Raw genomic sequence first — 22,183 nt, 5'->3', positions numbered from 1 at the left:
AACGATAATGAAAACCTGGAAAGAGTTCAATGTAACTTTTGAAATTTCCGCTAAAGAACTTGGTCAACTGCTCGTTGCAAGATTTGCCGATTGGGTTGGAACGCCATCTGAAAAACTTCTTGAGGATGGCGAACATGTTATCGATCACTTGACTGATGACGGTTATCATGATCGAGATGCATTGAAGAATATTCCTGTCGAACGATGGGCAATGGCATGGGAATACTTTGACAAAGAAACTGGACGAGAAAGATAATTATTCAACTTTATTATAAAATCAAGTACAACAAAAGGAGAGTTTTACCATGAAGTGCTTGAATAGCTGGATTTATAAAGATTACTTTATTTGGCTGTATCCAAAAGGGTATGTAGTAGAGGATACAAACGGAGAATTTTACAGTACAATGGAGGAAGCAAAGCAAGTAATAGATAAAAAAAGGGATGGGTGACATGAATCACTGCGATTAACAGTCGTTTATTTGAATGAGGCAGTTATAAAAAAATAAAATAAAACTATTGAAAAATAACAAGTATTATATTAAAATATAAATAAGAAGTTAGCAAACACATGTATGGGAGGTAAAATGCGATGAAGCTTGATAATGTCATTGCCCGTGGTTACATTGAAATTTCTGGAGAAACTGCTCCATTTGCTCTTTCTGTCGAAGGAGATCAAATGATTGCTCATTTCTGTCATGTTTCAGAGGAAGTTGAAACTTTCTCTACTACAGACATTCAATTGTTTTCTGGCGATGATTATCAAGTTTTGGGTTGGTATGAACTTCCTGCCATGTTTATCAGTCTGAATAAATGGTTTGTGGGTGATATTCTAAACGTTCATAGTACGTTCAGCTCGTGTCCTCACAAACATACAACTACATTTGACCATGTAGATTTCGGATCTTCTTATGACATTGTGGAGCAATTTAAAGTGTGTAAGTGCTGCAAAGCAATCATTGAGCAGGTTACATACTGCACAGATGACGATGGTGATTTCCGGAAAGTTGGCGAAAAGAAAATCAACGCTAACATTACAATCCATCATTTCGGAAGTGTAAAAGTTTTAAAAAATAATGAACTTCTGGTTGACCCTGTATTCATCGCAATGTTGGACAATGAAGACGCTAAAGAAGTACGGGAAATTACATTGTCTGAATATGGAGCCCCAAAACGTTTTAAAACGCTTGAAGAAGCAAAGGAGGCAGCTTATAAGATTCAATCCATCATGAATGTCTATGCTTAAATGGACTTATAAGCTCTTTAGAAGATGCGACAGAAATAGATTGGGAAGGGTAATCACTCTTCCCATCAAATGACTATTTTATTCAAAGAAAGGAGGAATAAAATGTTTAAAGAATTTCAAGTACACTTTAAAGATAACAAGGAACATCCAAAAGGAATCTATACAACACTTACAGCCATCAATAAACAGCAAGCAGAATCATTTGCTAATATGATTGCTAAAGCATTGGAAATTGAATGGAAATCAAAGGTTGATTGGACATTAATCTAAAATAATGAGGAGGAATACATATGAAGTACAGTCAAGAACAATTCAACTATATCCAAGCAAAAATACAATTTGACGCTATCGACAATGAAGTAAAACGAATTGTAGCAGAAAGAAAGTTAAAAGAAACTTGTGCCAGTCGCAAAGAATATGGGGAGAAATTACGAGAAATTGAAAATAGTCTTGGCTATACTTCAGCATTATCTAATATGATTGAGGCCGAACAAAAATTAATCAATTGGGCGCATGAAGTAGTAAAACGTGATCCAAATTATAGCGACAATAAATCAGATATGGAAAGATTGTTTCAAAAGTATTACTTCCATACTGAAATCAAAAATAAAATTATTGATCTTGCTTTGAAGTTGGAATTATCAACTAATACACTAAACAATTAAAGGCGGTTTTTTATAAAATAAATGGAGGTATGTAAAATGAATGCTGCAATGACTGTTTTTATTAAAGGTAAAAAGGTTGTAATGCCTAGTAGCACAAAATGGAATGTTGGCGATATTTTTAGAGCAAATGGTACAGTAAATGAATGTGTAAGAATAAAACAGTTTGGAGAATACACAAGTTATAGATTTAAGGAAACCAGATAAAAGCGGTTGATTTCGATTTATAAAACTAAAATAAATGGAGTGATAATGATGAAAGTAATTCTTACGGTAGATTTAGCAAACGGTGCCGTTTCAATACGTGAGCATGATATAGAGGATGTACAAAGTTTTATTGAGCAATGTAATAAAAAACAAATGGTTAAATTGGGATACACAATAATGACACCCAACAGAGAATTAATTTACAGACATAAAGGTATTAATTCTAACCAGATAAAAGCGTCGGAAAAATACAAAATAAAAATAATAAATAACTTACGTACACGAAAAGACATCGTATATAATGTAAACAAGAGGAAATAAGTAATAAGTAGCGAATAAACAAGATATGAAAACATAGGGAGGAATTTAAAATGACAGTTGCAGAATTGATTGAGCAACTCTCGAAATGTGACCAGAATGCAGATGTTCTTATCGCCTACAGTAACGGTATCCAGCTTTCTACGATTGAAAAGACGGAGGATAAAGGGAATAGGGTTTATATTGTGGAAAGTAAATAAGGAACTGGAAAGAGCAGCGAAAAAACTGCTCTTTTTCTTTTTGACATGAAATCGGTTTTTATTGGATGTATTAAAAATAAAAATAATAAAAATAGTTGACAACTATAAAATGGCATGGTTTAATATAATTAAAGATAAATTAAAGGGGGAAATGATAAATGGCAAAAACAAACACTGACACATGGAAAAAGCATGTACCATATGAAATCGAAAGTCGATTCATTGAAGTGGGCAACGAAAACTTTACACTATCTGAAGCAATCGAAGAGGCAAAATACATAATAGACATGATCCAATCAGGCGGCAGCAGCTACAATGATGATGAAGATGAAGGAAAAGCAACACTCAAGAAATGTAAAACATTCCTGAAGAAATACAAAGCTTAATCATAAAACATATAATTGAAATGGAGGAAATCAAAATGATTAACAAAAAATCTCAAATCATAAAACAAATTAAAGACTTGAAATCTGCCATCTGGGAAACACAAGATCAAGTTATTAGGGCAAACATGGAAAAAGGGCTTGAAGAGCTTTACAGACAACTTGACGAATTGTAAGAGACTGCTTTATGCAGTCTCTTCCCTTTTTCTCATCAAATCGGTTTTTATTGGATGTAATAAAAATAAAAATAATAAAAAGCTTGACATATATAGCATTTATCCTTTATAATAGAATCATAGGGAAATACTTAGGAGGCGGTTAAAATGGCAGATAAATATGGATGGAATAAAATGCAAAGTAGCTCACAATTTAAAGGGAATGTAAGCAAAGTTAAAAAGTATGCCTTCTATCGGGAAACAGTAAATGAAAATATTACAATGTGGATTGAACCCTCAAAAACAATTGACGCTTACCTTGTAATAAAATCAACAAAAGACGATAATAAACCTTTTGACCAAAGATATGAGAGAAAAGTAGTTGCTCAATTTGACACTGCAAAAGAGGCCAAGGAATGGACAAATAAAGAATATGCACATATGTTTGAATGAGCCACTCATAAAATTGTGGCTTTTCTTTTCCCCAATAAAAGAATTTTTAATTCGATTAAGAATAAATGGAGGTAATACATATGTACAATAAAATTGCGCGGATCAACGTATATAATAAAACTGATGAGGAATACAAGCAAATTAGACAGGAAATCAATACAGACATGAAGCAAAACAATGTTCCAGTATATGATATAAATCTAAATAAATTCGTCGAATTTCGTGGACATTGGGAAAATTGGTGCTTGCCTAATATCCCATACGAAAAAGCCATTGAATACGCTAATAAATATAGTTTAGATGTCGATTTAATTAAAAATATACTTGATAAATCGCAAATTGAACCTTTACAAGTTGGCGATAAAGTAATGTACCAAACAGACAGCATTTTCGGCACTGTCTTAAATAAAGGAACGGTATACGCTAAAACCAATGATACCGTAACCGTTAGACTTTACAGAAGCAAGACAAAAGGACATGTATTAAAAGTTGGTCAAATTGGATCAATCCAAAAAGGCTGGGACGTTTATAGGGGCATGTATAAAGAATTAGGCGTTATCTAAAGAGCAGATAAAAGCGGTCTTCATCGGAAAAATACAAAATAAAAATAATAAAAATATATTGACTTCATTGTAGGCAGTTGGTATAATATCTTTAAAAGATAATACATAGGAGGAATATACATTGAAAAAGTATAATAAAACTCTGTTTGATATAACAAAAGGACTGTCTGAAGAGGTTTATTGGATTGATGTTTTTGGTGATTATCCTGAGAATAAAGAAGAACGCAAATTGATTCGAACTTACTTAGAAAGGGACGAACTGCAAGGTCTTAGAAGGACATTTGACACAGAAGAGGATGCGAAAAAAGCTATTGATGATCTTGTAGAAAAACTCAATCAACTAAAACCAGCAAACTAGGCTGGTTTTAGTTTTTTAAATAAAAATATAAAATAAAAACATTGACATCATTTTGCGAACCCCTTATAATTGTAATCAAGAAGGAAATACATATTTGGAGGCGGTAAAAATGGAATTGAAACTTACTTTAAGTGAATCACAAATGAAGGAAGTCGCCCAAGGCTTAACTCTTGAACAGCTATTAGATATTATAATACATAAGGCATTTTTAACTGGAGAGTACGAACTGGGCTTGAAAATTAGCCAATTGAAACACGAAAAAGATAAAGAAACTGTAGTGATCGAAGCCGAAGGATGCGAACCAGATCAGGAAGCAAGAGAATACGAGGAAGAATTGGAATATCTAAAATATAATCAAGAGTAATATTTACCAGTTAAAAGCTGGCTTTTTCTTTTGATTTTTAAAAACAAAAATATATAAAATAGGTGTTGTAATATGTCATGATGTCAGTTATAATATAATCAACAAGGAAATACATAGGAGGCATTTCAAATGAAAAAGAAATACTGGGAAAACGGAGTAAATGAAATTATTGCATCTGTGTTAAATGGGAAAAGAACAATTCAGCAAGCGAAGTTTTATATGGAACAAAAATATGTAGGAGATAATAGAAGATCTTTTAATCACGCTGCATTTGAGGCGACTTCAGATGATATCACTGCTGAATTAACGGTATATAACCTGTTGAAAGATGCAATAAAGCTAGGTCATGGAAACGATACAAGTCTTGATTGTGTATTTAGATAAGATCAGCTAATGACTGGTCTTTTTTCATTCAGTCTTTTATTAATCAAAAAAATGTGTAAACTATATTTACAACTTAGGGAAAATCCCTTATAATGGAATTAAGAAAACGATGGAGACAGAAATAAAATGATACACAAAAGCAAGTGGGAAGGCGAGTATAAATACAAAGGTTTTATCATATGGAACGCTGGGGAAAGGGATTGGATAGCAGAGCCTGAAAACTGGAGTGTAAAGGCAATAGAGAAGTTAAAATACACATTGCCACAACTTGAGACGATAAGCGCAGCGAAGAAATGGATTAGAGGAGTTGGAGTAAAATTGAATGAGTCGGATTATTTGTAGACCAGTCTAATCATTAGTCTGGTCTTTTTATTTTCCGCTAAAAGAATGTGTTCATTCGAGCATGCAGTCATCAAGGGGAATAAGCCAGCATTTATGCTGGCTTATTTGTTTCCCATGCGCCTAACATAGACACAACTCTAGGGGAAAACTCAAACGGAAGTTAGCCGCTCCCTCCTACTCGATTGATCTGATATTAACTAAGGGGGCGAGATTGCTACTATTAATCATCAAAAATCTATTATTTTTTCATTTTAGTGTTTGACAACATATAACACTCATGGTATATTTGTTATAGACAGTAAAACAAAACAAAACGAAGGGTGATAGGTTATGAAAACGTTCAAAATGCGCAATCAAAATCATCAAGGGCATGTAGCAGGGGATGCAGGGAAGTATTTGAAATTCACTGGCTTGGATTTGATTGATGCTATTAAAAGAAACTTTAAAGAAATTCTTGATGCTTCAGCTTATTATAGTAAACCTTTTAGTTATCCAATGACAGTAACTATTATTCCACCAGATCGTAATCTGATTTCAGACAAAATGCTTGTACATATCAAGCTCGAATGGATGTGGGCTATGCGCTTAGGGGAAGATCCAACAAAACATACTCACTTTTTCTACATTGATGTAGAAGACGAATCAGACATCCCAAATAGTACAGAAACATTTGTAATTTTGGGAAACTAGTTCCCCCACTTGTTGGGGTAGAGGAAGCTGCGGAACTACTCGGATGGTCAAAGCAGCAGGTAAACATTTACAAAACACGCGCGGAAAAATATCGAAAAGAGCTTCTAGAAGGTAAGCGAAAATCTCTACCCCGATATATTTTTCCCGAGCCAATACAATACCTAGCAAGTGGGGCTATATGGAAAAGAGAACAAATTGAAGAGTATAGGGACTTACGAAAGAATATAAACCCAAAAGGAGACGAGTAATATGCTGAGAAAATCCGTAAGCTGGAATGTTAAGCAAATCTGCACCATGATTAACAAAGGGACAATCACATTTGACCATCCGCTGCAACGCCCAGCAGATCAATGGACTATTGCTAATAGTACACTCCTTATTGACTCATTGCTTACCATGTTTATCCCAGATGTTTATGCTGTGCAACTCTCAGAAGAAGTTGACGGCAAGAAAGTAAATAAATACGCAATCATTGATGGGAAGCAACGTTTGACTCGTATCCATGAATACAAGCAGGATTTGTGGGCGTTAGATACCCTGCCTCCAATTGTTTTGGAATCTACTGGTGAAGAATATGATATTTCTGGGTTGAAATTTTCGGAGCTGCCCGAAGAAGTACAAGAAGAGATTAATGGCTATACTGTCACTATCAAAGCGATTGAAATTCAAGAAGGGGAAGATGAAGAGGAGATCATTGAAAAGATTTTCTACAGATTGAACAATGGTGTTAGCATGGCTAGACAGCATCTTTGCCTTGTATCTGCAAGCAAGCAAGTACAAAAATTTGTTAGTGAAATTGTTTCTACTCATAAGTTATTCACAGAAGTTTCGCATTTTACAACTGGAGGAGTTAAAAAATCAGATAAAGAAATGGCAGTTTTGCAAACAATAATGTTGGCTAGTGGATTGGACTTTAAATCATTTGCTTCAAGAGATGTTGAAGATTTTTTCAAAGAAAATAAAGATTTGGATGACAGCGTGATGAATAAGACCAAGCAAGCGTTTGATATGCTTGTAGACGGTTTTAACGAGTATAACAAGTTTATCACAAAGATCAACCTAGTATCATTTGCAGGGTTTATTGTTGAGCATAATTTTGACCAAAAGACAATTGACTTTTTGAAGTATTATGCTCAGACAAGTAAAAAAGGAGATGCTTACCGGAAATATTGTGGTGCAGGCAATGTTAAATTGGATAATGTCAAAAAGAGACTGGCTGCTTTATCAAATTTGTATGCTGAATATATTGGACAATTGTAGTTTAAATAGTGTATAACTCATCTAAGAGTTTATGTGCTTCTTTGTAAACTCTTAGATGAGTATAAAATAAAAATTAAAAATATTGACCAGAGATTTGATAATTGATATAATAAAGATAGTTAAAGAATGTATAGCGCAAAGGAGTAGATCGGTCAGAGAAGATTTTTTAATCACCCAAAAATAAATAAAAATATTAGGAGAAATACAATATGAAATGTCTCGATAGCTGGTTCTACAAAGGATATTTCATCTGGTATTACCCAGGTGGCTACATAGTGGAAGACACAAACGGAAAATTCATTCCAACACTTAAGAAAGCCAAAAGAGCTATAAACGTTAAGTTGCGCCGAGAGAAAAAGCATAAGAAAAACTATTCAAGTTTCCTGAAAAAGTAAAGAACAAAGCAACTGGACAGAGCCAGTATAAACAGCGCCTTAAGCTCTGAGCGTTGAGAAGGTGAATACCTTCTCAGGTGGTAAGTATAAAAGGAGGTTGTCGCATATGAAATATCAAACAGACACAATTGTAAAAATGAAAGGATGTCCAGTTAAAAAGGAAAATGGGGTGTTTGAAATTGACCGCATTTGGATTGAAAATGATACCGCATTCGTCTATAAACTTAAGAAAGATGGCACACGAGCAAAAAACGGCCTGAACATCTTTAAATTCTCCCATATGGATAAATACGGCACAATCATTTCCAAGGAGGAATTGACTTCCGCTATCTCTGAAGTTAACAAGACACTTAAAGAAAGTAAAGATAACGAAACAGTCTATACATATCAGGAGACAGACCGGAAAGAACTGCAAAAAGGTGATTATATCCAAGTAGTAAAACCTATTCAGACATTTAACAGTATTTACGCAATCCCAATAGGAGTTATTTACACTATTTCCGCTTGTGAAGGTCAAAACGCTAATAAATATGTTTGGAAGCGTATCGGCAAAAAAGGACAGATATTGAGCGGTAACTCTGGAGCATTTAATATCATCAGTTTTTCCACTAAGACTGTAGAAAGATTGCTTGCGGAAGGATATATCGTCATTGTTGAACAAGTACAGCAGACACGAAAAAAAATGAATCAACAACAAGAAACAGAACAGTCAACAGTCGAACAGGCTACAGAACAAGAAGAACAAACAGACAACCAAGTAGAAACGCAAGAAGAGCCAGTGAAAAAGCATCACATCCAATCTGTGCAGGTGACACGTTTAGAGGGTTATAAATGGGATTGTAAGACGGTCGCAGTCTCCACAATTGTAGAAGCCAACAAAGTCATTCAGGAAATGGCATGGTCAGCGCCTTCTGATGGTTCATATGACAAAACGCAATTTGTAATAACCTTTACAGATGGAAGCACCTATACAGGTAGAATTGACCTGCAATACAAACATACTAGTGGCTATGACTTAGAAAGGCATGTAATGAGACACATCAGCTACATGATCGAACAGGGAACAGATGAACAAAATGAACATGGCAGAGATTTCCTCACTAGGTACGTGCTTAGTGAAGAACCTGTCAAAATTGAAGAAGTGAGAACAGAACATCCTACGCAAGTACAAGTAGAACAAGAACAGCAAGCCGAAATAACAGGCACTATAGATGACAACGGGCTTATTGTGTTAACTAATGAACAGGCCACTGAACTAGAGAAAAGATTTGTTTATGATAAGGCTACCAAGCAAGAACAAGAACTATTGAAACAGTACCATTTGCAATTGCAAGAACAGGCTATGAAATACGCTCAAACGCTGCCTGATAACTACGAATCATTGATTGATGATAATAAATTATATCAAGTTGTATCTTGCTTCCCTGCTGATGGCGGTTCTGCTGGTATTTATGAAATTGAAGTTACGGGCAGTGAATTAAAACACATGCTCTGGAGAAAGGTAGATATTTTGAATATAATTACACCTTTGGAAGCAGAACAGCAACCAGAACAGCATGAGGCAATGGAACATGAAGAGAACCAAGAACAGCAAACGGAACAAGTACCAGATAACGCTATAACAGTTACACTCAATCAACAATTGCAGGGTATCGAGATTGCTTTCACTGAAAAACCATCGCAAGAAGTCATCGAACAACTAAAAACAAACGGTTTCCGCTGGTCAAAGTTTAAAAAAATTTGGTTCACTAAACAATCAGAAAAAGCGCTTGCCTTTGCACAGTCATTATCCGGTCAAATGCTCAATAACAGCGACACTATAACAGATTCAGCACAAGAACAACAAACTTATTCTTATCCTGAGATAAATATTAATGACCTAGAGAAATACACTGTTTCCGATGAATTGCAAAGAATGGTTCATTCTTCCTCGCTATTTGAAGTTGATTATAAAAAGGATTGTGCAGTAACCTTCCAGCAATTCCAGAACGAAGCATTGGAAGTACTAGCGTTAACGGATGATCCTAGAATGACTTACTACATCAAAAAATATCTACAATCTTTTAAAAAGCGTTATTATGAACAGTATCTAAAAATATTAAATCATCGTGCATCAAATCCATCATGGGCGGTTACGGGTAGAGGGGGATTGAACGTCAGCCGCTATAACAAAATGCAGGATAGATATGACAAGTATCTAGGGGAGGCTGTCAAACTATCCGAAGAGTTCAAGAAGAAAATGCGTAATTTTAGATGGCAAATTAAACGAGACAAAGAACAACAAGTGAAGCAATTCATTGAACAGGAATTGAACAAGACCGAGAACAGCCTCACATTCCAGACCGAGAAACGGGAAATCAATGTAGGACGATATACTGAAATAGTCAGAGCATACATTCATGGCGAATACATGATTGCGAAATCATTCGGCTGTTTCCGTATCTTCAAAAATGGTCAAGAGGTTCACAGCATGAAGACTTCAGACCGCCTAGACGATGCTAAGAAAATGGTTGCATTTATGATCTGTAAGGAGGAAGAGCAAGATAAAATATTGATATAAGTATGAGGGAGGGGAGAAAGTATGGCAATATTAGAAAAAATAGTTGAGGTTACTATAACACCAAATAATATAGCATATTATGAAAAGTTAAATTACATAATACCTAAATATATCGATAAACAGGGAGAAAGTAGATATAGAAGGGGAGCAAAAATATATGTAAATGTGGATCATTTGCCAAAGAATAGTCATATTTTAGTACATAAAATATGTGATTATTGCAATAAGATATTAAAAAATCCCCAAACATACCAAAATGTCATTAGAAAAAGAGGGGAAACTGGAAAAGATTGTTGTGATGAATGTAAGTCTATAAAAATTGTTGAGAGTAAAAGTAAAAAAGTTCCAAAGGGGAAAAGTTTGTTAGAAAAATTCCCAGAGATAGCAAAAGAGTGGCATCCAGTCAAAAACAGTAAATCACCAGATGAAGTATATGCAAGTGGATCAATAGTCGCATCGTGGATTGGCTCTTGTGGTCATGAGTGGAATGCTAGAATTAACGACAGAACATCAAACAACAATGGTTGTCCTTATTGTGCAGGGCAACGAGTATATGAGAATAATTGCTTTGCAATATTACATCCTGAACTATTGACTGAGTGGAACTATGTAAAAAATAAAGAAAGTCCTTTTGAGTATACATCTAAAAGCGGGAAGTATGTATGGTGGAAGTGTAAAGAATGTGATTATGAATGGCACACTTCAATTGCCCATAGAACTATGCTAGGTCAAGGCTGTCCAGTGTGTAAAAGTTCAAAAGGTGAAAAGAAAGTAGTAGAAGTTTTGAAAAAGCATAATATTTTTTACATACCACAAATTAGGATTGAAGATTGCAGAGATACATTACCGCTAATATTTGATTTTGTAATTTATTATAATAATGAACTGATTTTTATTGAATATGATGGGGTACAACACTATAAACCAACTACTTTTGGTGGAATAACAAAAGAGGAGGCTAAAAAATTACTAAAAGAAACACAAAAAAGGGATAAAATTAAAAACAATTATTGTAAAGAGAACAATGTGAAGTTAATTCGAATACCTTATTGGGAATATGACACTATTGAAGATGTTTTATTACGAGAACTAAGAATAAATACTATGGAAAATACTAATATTTTTAAATAGCAAGTAAAAATAATCATCCAGCCTTGTCTTGATTTATCAGGATAGGGCAGGATAACCCAAAATAACAGGGAGGGTTTCAAATGACTGGAATAGCACACAGGAGAGGTATTCTAGGGAAAGACCAGTGGACATATAACGGCAAGACAGGAGACGGACTAGAGATATACGAACACAAGGAGAAGGGCTGGATCAATCTATACAACCCGAAAACAGGGGAAATGATTGAGGATTAAATAAATTAAATTAAATAAAAGGTGGCGTGTATAAATGAGTACTATTTTCAAATACTTGACAACGATGCTACTAGTGGTGGGAATTGTATTTTGTACATCATCTTTTGCATCTGCATGTGGTAATTACGCAGTATTTATCTACAAAATCACCAAAGTCGAAAATGGACAATATTGGGGAAGTGGTGTATCTGACAGCAGCAACATATACTTTGTTGAAGAAAACATTTTCTCAGACATAACCAATAAAGAGATAGCAGTTGGTGATATAGTGATTGCTTATTTTGATCCTGATAACACGGTTGATGGATTGATAGGTATAGAGAGAACAGAAGGTGTAAGAACAGAAACAGCACTAAATAAGAGGGGCTAAAAATGAGTCAAGATAAAGTAGATTATGTTCTCGGTGAAGTCATTATGCCAGTTTTGCTTTTTATAGCTATTATTGCTGCGTGTTTTATTTGAAAATAAAATAAAAATATAAAAAGATTCGGTTGAGTATCTAAGAGCTTTGGTGTATAATAAATATATCAAATAGTCATAACAGCTAAGGAGCATCGCTAATTAATAGCAGAAAAAGCTGAATTAATCTATATTTTTATTCAAAATTGAGGAAGCAATGAAAATGAAAGTGACAAGAGAAATGGCAAAAGAATTATTAAACAAATATGAGGTTTTCAAACTGGATGCTGGAGTAAATGAAATTATGGTAGAGAACAAAAATGACTGTTTATACCTAACGATTCAATGGAAAATCGGTAACAATAGAACTGAAAACAAGTATGTAACTGAAGATGATGTGATTGATTGGCTGCATAGAAACTATGAATTAATTCAAGTATCCTAATAAATTGATCCTTTTAAAGAAAAAAGGAGGGGAAATCATGATTGAGTTTACTGTTGATTGGCTCGGAGTATCCAAAAGAGGTATGGCAAAAGCAGGGGAAGATGGAAAATTTCTCATGGACACAGTGCAGATCGAAGGAATTGAAATGAACAGAAGTAATAAAGCATTATTTGTCTTACATATTGCTGGTGGTAAAGTAAAAATACATTAATAAGGAAGAGATAGATATGGAATATAAATGCTCAGTTTGTCATTCAGTTAAGGATGAAGTGACTCTACCGAATGGATGGAAAAAAGCATTTTATGGCTATGTTTGTGTAAATTGTAGAAATGGTGCTCCAAAGAACAAAACCAATTCAAATTGAGATTTCATGGGAATCTATCTTATAGATAAGGGGTGGTATTGTGAAAAAATACATGGTACATGTAACAATTCGCAATGCAAACACTGCTTTCTCTCATCAATTTTTTGGACATTATAACACGCTTAAGGGTGCAATGAAATATGCTGAGAAAAATGCTAAGAATGGATGGGAAGTTAAAATAACAATGCCTTTTGAGAATCATAAAATTATAAAGACGTATAACATTGTTGATACAGAAGAGCCATCCAATCAATAAATCTCAATAAAAGTGGATTTGATTGGAATAACTCAAATGATAAAATTAGGCTGAGGAGTGGCTATCATGAAGAATAAAAAGAAGTTGATTGCAGATAATCTTGAAATCATTAATACCGACATTTTGAACATTAATCAACTCCCATTCTTGCCTAAAGTTGAGTTTATTCCAGCAAATCTTCTCAAGCAAGATGATGATTGGGTATTGGGTGGCTACTTACCAAATAACAGAACTATTTACTTAGATAGTTCACTTTCAGAAGAAGAAATAGAAGAAATTTTCTTGCATGAGTTTGGTCATTTCTTGCATCACGTATTATTCGATAATAGCAATGTTGGATTGGTCACAGAATATAACGAAACAGATCAAGAAGAGTTATTTGCGAATGCGTTCTATGACCTTGTAATGGGTCACAACAGCAAGAATGTAAGAAGACTGAAAACAATCATATCTTCAAAAGTTGAAACTTATTTTTAGAAACCAAATAAATTGAAATTTTATCAGGGGGAAATGAAATGGATAAAGTAATCCAATTCCTCTTAGAAAATGGTTTTGTTGAAGACGGTCAAACAAAGTTAGCTTTACATGGAGTAGAAACTGCAAAAGAACAGGGGAGAATTGCAGTTATCGGAGGTAGGGCGCGTTTCAGAAATTTAGACTGGTTTGCTACAGTTGGCAAACGCACTACATGTATTTATAAAAAGGTGAACGGTGAAATAATTGAGATGGAGAATTTTAATTCAAGAGACTTAAACAAAATAACTGAATTTGTCATATCGAAAATACAATAAAAGTGGAATTGTATTGAAAATGGAGGGTTGTTAAATGTATTACATAGTTGTAGCAGATATGGATATTGCACCATTGGCTACTGATCCAATATTCGATTACAGCAAGGCAGAATCTAAATACAATCAGTGGAAAAATGATAGTGAAGTTTTCAACGTAAGACTGTATAAGGTAACAGAAGATGGTGAAGAACTAATTAAATAAAAGTAAAATTTAATTAAACTAAGACAGCAGGGCGTTATATGATTGGAGGAATCCAAATGGAGAAAACGAAAATCAGAATTAACTATTTTGCAGATAACACACAGCCCAGAGTTATTGTTCAATATTGGGACAGCGAAGAGAATAAATGGGAAGATGATTGTATGCTAACAAAAACAGATTTCAATACCAGAGAACAGGCGCGTAACTACATAGAAGGTTTGAAACAACTTGACGAGGTTGAAGTGGTTAATGTGGATGTTTATTAAATGTTATTAATGTGAGGTAAAGAATATGGTTGATTATAAACAAGTCAGTTTTGAATCGGATACCGTTACGCTTGATGATGCATATAAGCAGATAACAGGCATGACAAAGCCTGAGTTTGATACCTACATAAAGGGGATTTGAGACAATAGTTGGGTAAAGTGAGGTGTTAAAATTATGGGATGTGAAAATTGCGCAAATTATCATGAAGAATCAGAGTATGGAGAATATGGAACTTGTTACGGCACATGGTACGAATGTACTGCAAAACCGAACATGGGGAATTTGAAAGCGTTCCCCTTCAAAAAAGTGCCGAAATCCTGTCGCGGGGTTTTTAAAGTAGACAGGGAAAAGCTTTCTGGTGGTCGTGAATGGGAGGTTATGGGTAAACTTTGCGATTATGTATGTAGTCGATCAGAGGATTGCAATTTGAAATACGACAAGGTGAATGGTTGCTCTATAATAACGTGTGAAGCGTTTAGATATATCGAGGGGCGAACTGATTTGTGGGAACGTGATAAACTACTTGGATATACACATGTGACAGAGGAGAAGATCAGGGAGGCTTTGAAAGGTAAAAAGCTATCTTTTAGAGATCGCAAAGGTAGAAAACACGATTTTAAGGTTGCAGTTAGGGATACGTGTCCAGATTGCAAAGGAAACAGTTATAAATTAGAAAAGGGAATTCCAATCTGGTTATGCCCAACTTGCAATGGCCGAAGTATTATTCTGAAATCGGTAGAAAGCCCGTGATTTTACGTAACAACTAAAGAAGGTAATCAAAGTCTGGTTTGATTCAAAAGTCACCGAAAAAGGTGGCTTTTATAATATAAAATTAATAAAAAACATATTGCTTAAAAGGTCGTAGAATAGTACAATAAGAATATAAAATAAATGAAGGAGAGGTAATACATATGCAAAATGCTGCGACTATCGAATACATTGGGAGAATGATCATGCATCCAGTAACAAGCCAGATTGTAAAAGAAGATGATTTTCAAATGTTCAGCGATTGGGCAACAACAAACTTCATTTATGCAGAAAATTGCGAAGAAATTGTTACGGAAGACAAAGTTACATTGGTTGGATTCATTGCAGGTGAGAAGTTTGAAATTGAAATGCCAATTGAAGATTATTTTGAAGGTAAATCCTTTACGATTGAAAATGAAATTGAAATGACAACTGATGATGTAATTGAACAAATTGAATACGACACTAGCGCAAAGGTAGTCAAAAATAAAGTAATTAAAAATTATAACCACGTGCAACTGAATGGAGTAACAATCTTTAGTTTCAGGGTAAAAGGTAACAAAATAACGGTATTCCCTACATGTAATCACTTTTCAAATACAGATATTTTCGAGACAGATTTAGAGCAATTAATCAGTATTATTCTAGATAAGCAAAGGGAGGTGATCTGTCAATGAACAAAGTAGAAATTCGTAGGTTTATTGCACTTCTCGAAAAATGGGTAAACAATGAACTAACATGGCGCGAATTAAGGGAGTATAAGTATCAGTTTTCTGACAGCATAGAGCAATATTATCAAGAATGGCAAAGTTAAATACATATTTATAGGAGATGAGGACAATGAATCTCAGCAAAAAGGATCGTATAATCATTGAATCGTCTAAAACAATGCAAATTATAAGAGATGATCGCTACAATGATCCTGAAACCGATTTGCCCATGTTTGGTATTGCAGGTGTAAACGGTTGAATTATTTCTACAATGAAAAATGGCAATGTAGCATTGAAGAGGCTGGATTGCGTCAAGAAGAAGAGTAACAACCAGTACATACTGGCTCCTATCTTGGATCTGTAGCTCAATTGGCAGAGCAAGCTGCTCATAACAGCGAGGTTGCAGGATCATACCCTGTCAGATCCACCATGTCCCAGTAGCCAAGCGGATAAGGCAATTGTCTTCTAAGCGATCATGCACAGGTTCGAATCCTGTCTGGGACGCCATATGATATTTCAAACTGAAAAGGAGGGTATCGATTAATGGAAAAGCACGAGCGTCTGTTTCTTGAAGACACAAGAGATATTTTGATCGGTTATGATGGATACAATACTGTTGAAGGCTTAAAAGCTCTCATCGATGAAACCAGAGAACGACTTACAAAGCTTCTTAATGGAGAAATTAAGCCAGACGATGTTGGATTAATAAAATAAATCCATAGGGATAGGATAACATATGGAAATTGTTCCTGCTGGTGTTGCAAGCTGCTTATATACAGGCATTTCGGAAAGAATTAAATTTGTTATTTTATGTATGGATATGCATGAGCGTAACGCTTCGCCAACGACACCAGAATTGCTAAAACGAGATATAAAAAATATCGAAGAGGCTATGGACTTCTACGCAAAACATTGTGTATTGTCATTTGCTTATCTAGAAGAAAAATTTGAACCAGTCAAAGAACGTTATAATGGGTTCATGCGTGAAAACTTTCCTGAGTGGATAGAAGAAAACGGCACAAAAGCATAGTTTCATGGGAGGCGGAAATGAAAATAAATAACAAGGAATACAGAGAAGAATTACGAATGTGTACCAGTTGTGGTATGTATAGCAATAAAAATTTAATAAGAATATTGAATATTATCGGAGTAGATGAAGAGCTTTGTCTACAATGCTATAAAGAAACGCTAAAGTATATTTGCTCATAAACCAAGCAAAGTCTGAATTTATTCAAATTTAGGGAGGGTGTAATATGATTACAGTTATATGTGAGGATTGCGATAAGTTAATAGAAGTAGATCACCCAGAAGAATGTGCATATACAGTTTTCGCAGATGGTGTACCTATTGGCGAACATGCTTTGTGTCGTACATGCGCAAGTAAATAAAATTCGTTCAAATCGTTATTTGATATAAAGTATTTTTTTAATAGTTGCAAGTGATGGATATTCTCATCATTTAACATTTGGATTAATTGCTGCAAGTCGTCCCGTTTTTTAGATATTGCAAATCAATTAGCCATATTCAAAAAATCAACATTTCCTTTGCAAGAAGACAGATTTATCGAACATATGCTTGCGTCTTATGGTATAATAGAGTTAATGGTGCGCAATAACTATAACAGTCATCGTAGAAAACACCTTATCTATTATGCAAAGGTGTGAATTGACTTGCGATACACGAAAAGAAAAGTCAAAGGTAGACGATCAAAAAAGCCTAATATTTTGGCTATGTTAGCGAAGTACAAGGACGGGGAGATTAGCACAAAACCACGTAAAATAGTAGTTGATAATCTTTTGAGACTAAGTGTAAGTCAAAATTTCGACGAAGCAAAAAGTGAATGGGAATATGTAGACTGGATCGATCAAAATACATTAGATAATATGTCGTATTTTTCTGAGAAGCCTCCTGTTGAATTTTATTCAACTTGTCAGCTATGCGGACAAGAAAATCTTCGATATAACCTTATCATTCAGAATAAAATAAACGGTAATAAGCTGCATGTAGGAACTACGTGTGTAATTAGATTTGGTGTGGGAGCCAAAGATATGGCTTCTGGGAAATCTGCTGTTCAAAGAATAGTGGATGAGACATACACTCTTTCGGAAATTCGAGCTTTATCTGCTGGTATGAAAGTGCTATATCCTTGGGCAAGAGATGTGAAACAAATGCATGGTCACATAAAGCGTTATTTCGAGTTAAAAATGATTAACGAGCCTACCAAAGAACAAATTGCCCAAATAATGTTTGGCAAAGAAAGCTTGAATGATGTTTTTTTGTTAAACCGAGCATTTGATATTTATTACGAACCAGGGAAACTAGATATGAGCAGGTTTTTTTGAACAATTAATAACTTGTTGAAGACTTTGCAAAGATGTAAAGTCTTTTTCTTTTTTAATTTAAATGAAGAAATGTTCGAATTGCACAATTATTAGACGTGATTTTGTTTTGTTGAATTTATTATTTTTAGTTGTAATAATCTCGTCTGCGTGGTAATATATAGATATAAGATATAAAAGTAAATTGCAAAGCGATATATATTAGTGGCATTAACGAAACCATAGGGAGTGAAGATTATTGAGAAGAGTATGTAGGGGAGAAATTTATTTGGCTGATCTATCACCTGTCATTGGCTCTGAGCAAGGAGGCGTGCGACCTGTTTTAGTCATTCAGAACGACATTGGAAATCGATTTAGTCCAACGGTCATCGTCGCAGCAATTACCTCACAGATTTCAAAAGCAAAATTGCCTACGCATGTGGAATTGGATGCAAAAACATTCGGACTTGAGCGAGACTCTGTTGTTTTATCGGAACAGATACGAACCATTGACAAGCTAAGATTGACTGATAAAGTTAGCAGATTGGATGAGAAAACTATGCAAAAAGTAAATGAGGCATTGAAAATTAGTTTTGGTTTGGTATCACCAAGTGAATTTTTTGCCGTTAAAAATAAAAATAAAGAAGAATTGATCGAAGTCTAATTGAATTTCTGAGAGGGCGGATAGTAATAATGAAAATTAAAAAATTTATTAAAAAACTAGAGCGTGAAGGGATTTTCGGCATTGAGAGAGAAATACTTATTAAACAGTACATAAGCTATGGACACTAAGTATAATTAGGTTAGTTAAAACTTTGATTTCATAGGGAGATGATAATTATGGAGCAACTTATGACAAAACAAATGGTAGATGAATTTAATCAACTATTAATTGAGAAAGGAAGTATTATTCGCTTAGTTCTGGTAAAAGAAAATGAAATTCAGGTAAAGAATGTTTTTCATGATCCATTTGTAGATAATAAAATTTGGGTTCATGTTAACGAAAAATTTATACAAATGTTGGAGAGCTTCTTAAAAGATAAAGGGATAACAAAACAACTTTGCTACTATATGCCGGGAAATCATTTTTGGATTAATAATTTTTAAAAAGTCACTTTAAAAATGTGACTTTAACTGGAGGGATATTATATGTTTCTGAAAGAATTAGTATAGTCGCTTACTGATGAACAATTAAAACAAGCATTTGAAGAAATCACCGAATGGAAGTATAACAGCGGTGTTCTGCCAAAAGGGATTGTCAGGGAGATACAAGTGAAATTTGAAGAAAAGTTTGGAGAGAACAATTTGCGTGTGACTGAAGACGCACTGCTTTACGAAATGGCAAGACGATTCGTTTCAAATATTTGAATGAAAGTCAAATTTTGTTAGGGGGAAGACTTTGCTATGACATACATGCATACAATTAAGGTAAAGAAACTTGATGGAAAATGGGCAGCAAAGCTGTTTTGGTTGGAAACACAAGACAATGAAGAGAATAAGGCTATGGGAAAGTTTCGGGGAAATACGGATGGAGTTATTTCCACAACATATTTGGAATCTACACTGTTTCATGCAGTTGAATTAGTATATACGAAAGCTTTTCAATTTGGAATACAAGAATCTCCTCACAAAATCGGATTGTATTACGAGGAGGACGAAAGTGAAAATATGGATGTACCAACCGAACAAGATTTAGAGGAAATTAAAGCGGAGGCACAAAAACGAGGTTGGGATCACGATTAAAGACTTATTGTATCGGATGGTGGCTATCATGAATAAACAAGAGGAAGCCTAAAAAATAGGGCAAGTTATTAAATGGGATGTTGTGTTAGCATCCCATTTGTAGTTAATGTAATAAAATAAAAAACTACAAGTAAAACACTTGCGTTATAACGTCATAACGGTTATAATGGAATCATAAAGAAAGAGAGAGGTGATACATACATTGGAACGTAAAGTCATCAAGATTGGAAACAGCTTAGGGGTGTCCATGACAGAGCAACTAAGGGAAATAGGAATTGAACAGGGAGATACTGTATCTGTTGAGGTTAACGGAGATGAAATTGTAGTGAGAAAAGTAAACAAAATTGAGTTGCCTGATGATCCGAAATTATTGATTGAGATTCAAAGAATGATTGAGAAACATCGAAATAAATGAGTTACAAAAAGTTGAAGAAAGGAAGAAATTTTATGAAGCCAACAGGTTACAAGGATATTAACGGCCAAGAGATCTTAATGAAGTGGGCAATGCCCGAGTGGATGGAGCAATTTTGCGGAACATATCTGTACGAGAAAAATGAAGTGGAACGATTGATGAACACAAAAACAAATGTACTTGTAAATGCTCCTTTGTCGCTCGAATGTGTAAGTATGGAGAGTAAAGTTAGGTTATTGGAGAAGCTTTACAAGGATGGATTACTGACAGTCAATCACTTTGATTGTTAGAAAGGAAGACTAATATGGAACGTGTTAGACAATTTTTATTTGTGTTTTGAGTGAAATATGGTTTAAGGGTGTGTGCATATGCTGCAAGTTATAGTTTTGAAAATGTGTGAAAACTATCAAATTGCTGAAAGTGGTGTGTTTTATGTCGTACCAGATAACTTTGATGCAAGACCAAAAAGTGAAGGTACTTATGAGTTTTTTGATGAACGCGGCGAACACTGCACTCTTAGTTATTCAAAGCGAGGGCCTTTTCTGTCCACCACTGACGGGAGGACGTTTTATCTTAAAAAGGTGTTAGATCCAGTCAGTCCAAAAGTTTGGCAGTCTATGGATGCTGAAAAAAAGAAAGCGTATAAAGCTTGGCGAAAAAAGATCAAAGAACTGCACGAGGAAAGAAAACGACTTAGGGACGAAAGAAATCGCCAGAGATACTTCGAAATTATGGAGGAGAGAAAACAAGAGATCATTAAACTTTTTATTTCACATGGCTGGGATGAACCTTCCGATTACATCCTAAATCTTGCTTTACACTTTTACAAAAAGCAGGAGTTATTGGTTGAGTTTATCAAAACGTCTCTGGATGAGAATGACTTTAGAGATAGGTGCAAGAAAATTATGGACTCTAGAAAGCCAGTGCCTGTGCGAAAGTGCTGGTGGGAAGAAGATGAAGAGGAGGAAGAATCTTGGTGGGAGTGGTGGCTTGAAGATGAATATGAGGATTTTGATTGATTGCATAGAGAGGAAAGAGTATGTGCGACTATTGCGAAAAGCAGATTGAAACCGTGTCGGTAATGCCAATAGGAGGGGTAACTGAGGAAGATGTACTCCGTCTTTGCGAAACCTGCGCTAAGGAGTGCTTAGCACGATAGCTAATTTAAAAAGGAAGTGGAGAAAATGGAATATATAATTTATACTGATATGCACGAATTCAAGATTAAATCTGATATTGTTTTGCACGAGAATGATGTGGTAAGGGTTCCTGAATGTCCATTGTTTTTGAAGCAAAAAGAGGGCGAAAATGTTTTTTACGCTGTTCAAATCGGTAAGATCGTTAATTGCTGATTCTATTTAAAAATTAATATTCGATTGAGAAGGAGACATTCAGTTTGTATAAATTGACTAATGCGCAGCAATTGTTGTTGTTTCAACTTTCAAAACCATATCATGATGGCGAGAAACATCATCCCAAAGATGCTTATAACACAAGAACAGTTGAATCCTTGGTTAAACTTAAGTTAATTGAAGAATATCACTATAACAGGTTCTTACATGGAGCAATACGATTGACGGATGAAGGAAAACGAACATTGATGGATCTATAAATCAAATTCTATAAA

43 protein-coding genes and 2 tRNA genes are annotated in these 22,183 nt (G+C 34.7%); all 45 read left to right on the top strand.

Features of this window, described 5'->3' with window-relative positions; genetic code table 11:
- Nucleotides 1–7: 7 nt before the first annotated feature.
- Complete coding sequence (locus tag EDM57_RS05060; protein WP_122903681.1) at nucleotides 8–256, top strand: hypothetical protein; 249 nt, start codon at nucleotides 8–10, stop codon at nucleotides 254–256.
- Between the two features lie 49 nt (nucleotides 257–305).
- On the top strand, nucleotides 306–449 hold the full coding sequence (locus EDM57_RS23200) for a hypothetical protein (RefSeq protein WP_170163390.1): 144 nt from the start codon (nucleotides 306–308) through the stop codon (nucleotides 447–449).
- A 140-nt stretch (nucleotides 450–589) separates the two neighbouring features.
- Nucleotides 590–1,243 (top strand): hypothetical protein, encoded by a 654-nt coding sequence (locus EDM57_RS05055; protein ID WP_122903680.1) that lies wholly within the window; start codon nucleotides 590–592, stop codon nucleotides 1,241–1,243.
- A gap of 102 nt (nucleotides 1,244–1,345) precedes the next feature.
- On the top strand, nucleotides 1,346–1,513 hold the full coding sequence (locus tag EDM57_RS23195; RefSeq protein ID WP_170163389.1) for a hypothetical protein: 168 nt from the start codon (nucleotides 1,346–1,348) through the stop codon (nucleotides 1,511–1,513).
- A gap of 20 nt (nucleotides 1,514–1,533) precedes the next feature.
- Nucleotides 1,534–1,908 (top strand): hypothetical protein, encoded by a 375-nt coding sequence (locus EDM57_RS05050; RefSeq protein ID WP_122903679.1) that lies wholly within the window; start codon nucleotides 1,534–1,536, stop codon nucleotides 1,906–1,908.
- A gap of 36 nt (nucleotides 1,909–1,944) precedes the next feature.
- Nucleotides 1,945–2,112 (top strand): hypothetical protein, encoded by a 168-nt coding sequence (locus EDM57_RS23190; protein ID WP_170163388.1) that lies wholly within the window; start codon nucleotides 1,945–1,947, stop codon nucleotides 2,110–2,112.
- A gap of 48 nt (nucleotides 2,113–2,160) precedes the next feature.
- A complete protein-coding gene (locus EDM57_RS05045; protein ID WP_122903678.1) occupies nucleotides 2,161–2,433 on the top strand; it encodes a hypothetical protein in 273 nt (90 codons plus the stop codon).
- Between the two features lie 50 nt (nucleotides 2,434–2,483).
- Nucleotides 2,484–2,630, top strand: a complete 147-nt coding sequence (locus EDM57_RS23185) for a hypothetical protein (RefSeq protein ID WP_170163387.1) — start codon at nucleotides 2,484–2,486, stop codon at nucleotides 2,628–2,630.
- A 158-nt stretch (nucleotides 2,631–2,788) separates the two neighbouring features.
- A complete protein-coding gene (locus EDM57_RS05040; protein WP_122903677.1) occupies nucleotides 2,789–3,016 on the top strand; it encodes a hypothetical protein in 228 nt (75 codons plus the stop codon).
- Between the two features lie 35 nt (nucleotides 3,017–3,051).
- Complete coding sequence (locus EDM57_RS23180; RefSeq protein ID WP_170163386.1) at nucleotides 3,052–3,189, top strand: hypothetical protein; 138 nt, start codon at nucleotides 3,052–3,054, stop codon at nucleotides 3,187–3,189.
- A 147-nt stretch (nucleotides 3,190–3,336) separates the two neighbouring features.
- On the top strand, nucleotides 3,337–3,621 hold the full coding sequence (locus tag EDM57_RS05035) for a hypothetical protein (protein ID WP_122903676.1): 285 nt from the start codon (nucleotides 3,337–3,339) through the stop codon (nucleotides 3,619–3,621).
- A gap of 80 nt (nucleotides 3,622–3,701) precedes the next feature.
- Nucleotides 3,702–4,184 (top strand): hypothetical protein, encoded by a 483-nt coding sequence (locus EDM57_RS05030; RefSeq protein ID WP_122903675.1) that lies wholly within the window; start codon nucleotides 3,702–3,704, stop codon nucleotides 4,182–4,184.
- Between the two features lie 121 nt (nucleotides 4,185–4,305).
- Nucleotides 4,306–4,542, top strand: coding sequence for a hypothetical protein (locus EDM57_RS05025; RefSeq protein WP_122903674.1), 237 nt, complete (start codon nucleotides 4,306–4,308; stop codon nucleotides 4,540–4,542).
- Between the two features lie 109 nt (nucleotides 4,543–4,651).
- Entirely contained in the window at nucleotides 4,652–4,906 is a 255-nt protein-coding gene (locus EDM57_RS05020) for a hypothetical protein (RefSeq protein ID WP_122903673.1), read from the top strand.
- Between the two features lie 129 nt (nucleotides 4,907–5,035).
- A complete protein-coding gene (locus EDM57_RS05015) occupies nucleotides 5,036–5,290 on the top strand; it encodes a hypothetical protein (RefSeq protein WP_122903672.1) in 255 nt (84 codons plus the stop codon).
- 126 nt (nucleotides 5,291–5,416) lie between these two features.
- Nucleotides 5,417–5,632 (top strand): hypothetical protein, encoded by a 216-nt coding sequence (locus tag EDM57_RS05010; RefSeq protein WP_122903671.1) that lies wholly within the window; start codon nucleotides 5,417–5,419, stop codon nucleotides 5,630–5,632.
- 330 nt (nucleotides 5,633–5,962) lie between these two features.
- Nucleotides 5,963–6,322 (top strand): hypothetical protein, encoded by a 360-nt coding sequence (locus EDM57_RS05005; protein WP_122903670.1) that lies wholly within the window; start codon nucleotides 5,963–5,965, stop codon nucleotides 6,320–6,322.
- Between the two features lie 249 nt (nucleotides 6,323–6,571).
- Nucleotides 6,572–7,582, top strand: coding sequence for a DUF262 domain-containing protein (locus tag EDM57_RS05000; protein ID WP_122903669.1), 1,011 nt, complete (start codon nucleotides 6,572–6,574; stop codon nucleotides 7,580–7,582).
- A 501-nt stretch (nucleotides 7,583–8,083) separates the two neighbouring features.
- A complete protein-coding gene (locus tag EDM57_RS04990; RefSeq protein ID WP_122903667.1) occupies nucleotides 8,084–10,537 on the top strand; it encodes a hypothetical protein in 2,454 nt (817 codons plus the stop codon).
- 21 nt (nucleotides 10,538–10,558) lie between these two features.
- Nucleotides 10,559–11,668: a zinc-ribbon domain-containing protein gene (locus EDM57_RS04985; protein WP_122903666.1), complete on the top strand. Its 1,110-nt coding sequence runs from the start codon at nucleotides 10,559–10,561 to the stop codon at nucleotides 11,666–11,668.
- 80 nt (nucleotides 11,669–11,748) lie between these two features.
- On the top strand, nucleotides 11,749–11,901 hold the full coding sequence (locus EDM57_RS23175; RefSeq protein WP_170163385.1) for a hypothetical protein: 153 nt from the start codon (nucleotides 11,749–11,751) through the stop codon (nucleotides 11,899–11,901).
- A 34-nt stretch (nucleotides 11,902–11,935) separates the two neighbouring features.
- Nucleotides 11,936–12,271 carry a hypothetical protein gene (locus EDM57_RS04980; protein ID WP_122903665.1) on the top strand — a complete coding sequence of 112 codons (336 nt, stop codon included), beginning with the start codon at nucleotides 11,936–11,938 and terminating at the stop codon, nucleotides 12,269–12,271.
- A 252-nt stretch (nucleotides 12,272–12,523) separates the two neighbouring features.
- On the top strand, nucleotides 12,524–12,745 hold the full coding sequence (locus EDM57_RS04975) for a hypothetical protein (protein WP_122903664.1): 222 nt from the start codon (nucleotides 12,524–12,526) through the stop codon (nucleotides 12,743–12,745).
- Between the two features lie 37 nt (nucleotides 12,746–12,782).
- Nucleotides 12,783–12,956: a hypothetical protein gene (locus EDM57_RS23170; protein WP_170163384.1), complete on the top strand. Its 174-nt coding sequence runs from the start codon at nucleotides 12,783–12,785 to the stop codon at nucleotides 12,954–12,956.
- 194 nt (nucleotides 12,957–13,150) lie between these two features.
- A complete protein-coding gene (locus tag EDM57_RS04970) occupies nucleotides 13,151–13,366 on the top strand; it encodes a hypothetical protein (RefSeq protein WP_122903663.1) in 216 nt (71 codons plus the stop codon).
- A gap of 66 nt (nucleotides 13,367–13,432) precedes the next feature.
- Nucleotides 13,433–13,843: an ImmA/IrrE family metallo-endopeptidase gene (locus EDM57_RS04965; RefSeq protein ID WP_122903662.1), complete on the top strand. Its 411-nt coding sequence runs from the start codon at nucleotides 13,433–13,435 to the stop codon at nucleotides 13,841–13,843.
- 38 nt (nucleotides 13,844–13,881) lie between these two features.
- Nucleotides 13,882–14,157, top strand: a complete 276-nt coding sequence (locus EDM57_RS04960; RefSeq protein ID WP_122903661.1) for a hypothetical protein — start codon at nucleotides 13,882–13,884, stop codon at nucleotides 14,155–14,157.
- 34 nt (nucleotides 14,158–14,191) lie between these two features.
- Nucleotides 14,192–14,359, top strand: coding sequence for a hypothetical protein (locus EDM57_RS23165; protein ID WP_170163383.1), 168 nt, complete (start codon nucleotides 14,192–14,194; stop codon nucleotides 14,357–14,359).
- 56 nt (nucleotides 14,360–14,415) lie between these two features.
- On the top strand, nucleotides 14,416–14,625 hold the full coding sequence (locus tag EDM57_RS04955; protein WP_122903660.1) for a hypothetical protein: 210 nt from the start codon (nucleotides 14,416–14,418) through the stop codon (nucleotides 14,623–14,625).
- Between the two features lie 175 nt (nucleotides 14,626–14,800).
- Entirely contained in the window at nucleotides 14,801–15,376 is a 576-nt protein-coding gene (locus EDM57_RS22960) for a hypothetical protein (protein ID WP_148039092.1), read from the top strand.
- A gap of 161 nt (nucleotides 15,377–15,537) precedes the next feature.
- Entirely contained in the window at nucleotides 15,538–16,050 is a 513-nt protein-coding gene (locus EDM57_RS04950) for a hypothetical protein (RefSeq protein ID WP_122903659.1), read from the top strand.
- Nucleotides 16,047–16,187, top strand: coding sequence for a hypothetical protein (locus EDM57_RS23160; RefSeq protein ID WP_170163382.1), 141 nt, complete (start codon nucleotides 16,047–16,049; stop codon nucleotides 16,185–16,187). The genes EDM57_RS04950 and EDM57_RS23160 overlap by 4 nt, the downstream gene beginning before the upstream one ends.
- A 26-nt stretch (nucleotides 16,188–16,213) precedes the next feature.
- Nucleotides 16,214–16,342, top strand: coding sequence for a hypothetical protein (locus EDM57_RS23860; RefSeq protein WP_281274209.1), 129 nt, complete (start codon nucleotides 16,214–16,216; stop codon nucleotides 16,340–16,342).
- A 95-nt stretch (nucleotides 16,343–16,437) separates the two neighbouring features.
- Nucleotides 16,438–16,513: transfer RNA gene (locus tag EDM57_RS04945), tRNA-Ile, on the top strand.
- Nucleotide 16,514: 1 nt separating this feature from the next.
- A tRNA-Arg gene (locus EDM57_RS04940) sits at nucleotides 16,515–16,590 on the top strand.
- A 36-nt stretch (nucleotides 16,591–16,626) separates the two neighbouring features.
- A complete protein-coding gene (locus tag EDM57_RS23155) occupies nucleotides 16,627–16,797 on the top strand; it encodes a hypothetical protein (RefSeq protein WP_170163381.1) in 171 nt (56 codons plus the stop codon).
- Nucleotides 16,798–16,819: 22 nt separating this feature from the next.
- The gene (locus EDM57_RS04935; RefSeq protein WP_122903658.1) at nucleotides 16,820–17,113 is read left to right on the top strand and encodes a hypothetical protein; all 294 of its coding nucleotides are present in this window, start codon (nucleotides 16,820–16,822) and stop codon (nucleotides 17,111–17,113) included.
- Between the two features lie 640 nt (nucleotides 17,114–17,753).
- Nucleotides 17,754–18,425 carry a hypothetical protein gene (locus EDM57_RS04930; RefSeq protein ID WP_122903657.1) on the top strand — a complete coding sequence of 224 codons (672 nt, stop codon included), beginning with the start codon at nucleotides 17,754–17,756 and terminating at the stop codon, nucleotides 18,423–18,425.
- Nucleotides 18,426–18,660: 235 nt separating this feature from the next.
- Nucleotides 18,661–19,065 carry a type II toxin-antitoxin system PemK/MazF family toxin gene (locus tag EDM57_RS04925; RefSeq protein WP_122903656.1) on the top strand — a complete coding sequence of 135 codons (405 nt, stop codon included), beginning with the start codon at nucleotides 18,661–18,663 and terminating at the stop codon, nucleotides 19,063–19,065.
- A gap of 176 nt (nucleotides 19,066–19,241) precedes the next feature.
- Nucleotides 19,242–19,508, top strand: coding sequence for a hypothetical protein (locus EDM57_RS04920; protein WP_122903655.1), 267 nt, complete (start codon nucleotides 19,242–19,244; stop codon nucleotides 19,506–19,508).
- 297 nt (nucleotides 19,509–19,805) lie between these two features.
- Nucleotides 19,806–20,144: a hypothetical protein gene (locus EDM57_RS04915; protein WP_122903654.1), complete on the top strand. Its 339-nt coding sequence runs from the start codon at nucleotides 19,806–19,808 to the stop codon at nucleotides 20,142–20,144.
- 202 nt (nucleotides 20,145–20,346) lie between these two features.
- Nucleotides 20,347–20,559, top strand: a complete 213-nt coding sequence (locus EDM57_RS04910) for an AbrB/MazE/SpoVT family DNA-binding domain-containing protein (RefSeq protein ID WP_122903653.1) — start codon at nucleotides 20,347–20,349, stop codon at nucleotides 20,557–20,559.
- Between the two features lie 32 nt (nucleotides 20,560–20,591).
- Nucleotides 20,592–20,846, top strand: a complete 255-nt coding sequence (locus tag EDM57_RS04905; protein ID WP_211338218.1) for a hypothetical protein — start codon at nucleotides 20,592–20,594, stop codon at nucleotides 20,844–20,846.
- 78 nt (nucleotides 20,847–20,924) lie between these two features.
- The gene (locus tag EDM57_RS04900; protein WP_122903652.1) at nucleotides 20,925–21,575 is read left to right on the top strand and encodes a hypothetical protein; all 651 of its coding nucleotides are present in this window, start codon (nucleotides 20,925–20,927) and stop codon (nucleotides 21,573–21,575) included.
- 377 nt (nucleotides 21,576–21,952) lie between these two features.
- Nucleotides 21,953–22,168: a hypothetical protein gene (locus EDM57_RS04895; RefSeq protein ID WP_122903651.1), complete on the top strand. Its 216-nt coding sequence runs from the start codon at nucleotides 21,953–21,955 to the stop codon at nucleotides 22,166–22,168.
- Nucleotides 22,169–22,183: the final 15 nt, after the last annotated feature.

Source organism: Brevibacillus gelatini (assembly GCF_003710935.1).
Lineage (GTDB): Bacteria > Bacillota > Bacilli > Brevibacillales > Brevibacillaceae > Brevibacillus > Brevibacillus gelatini.
This window is presented reverse-complemented; position numbering and strand designations above follow the sequence as displayed.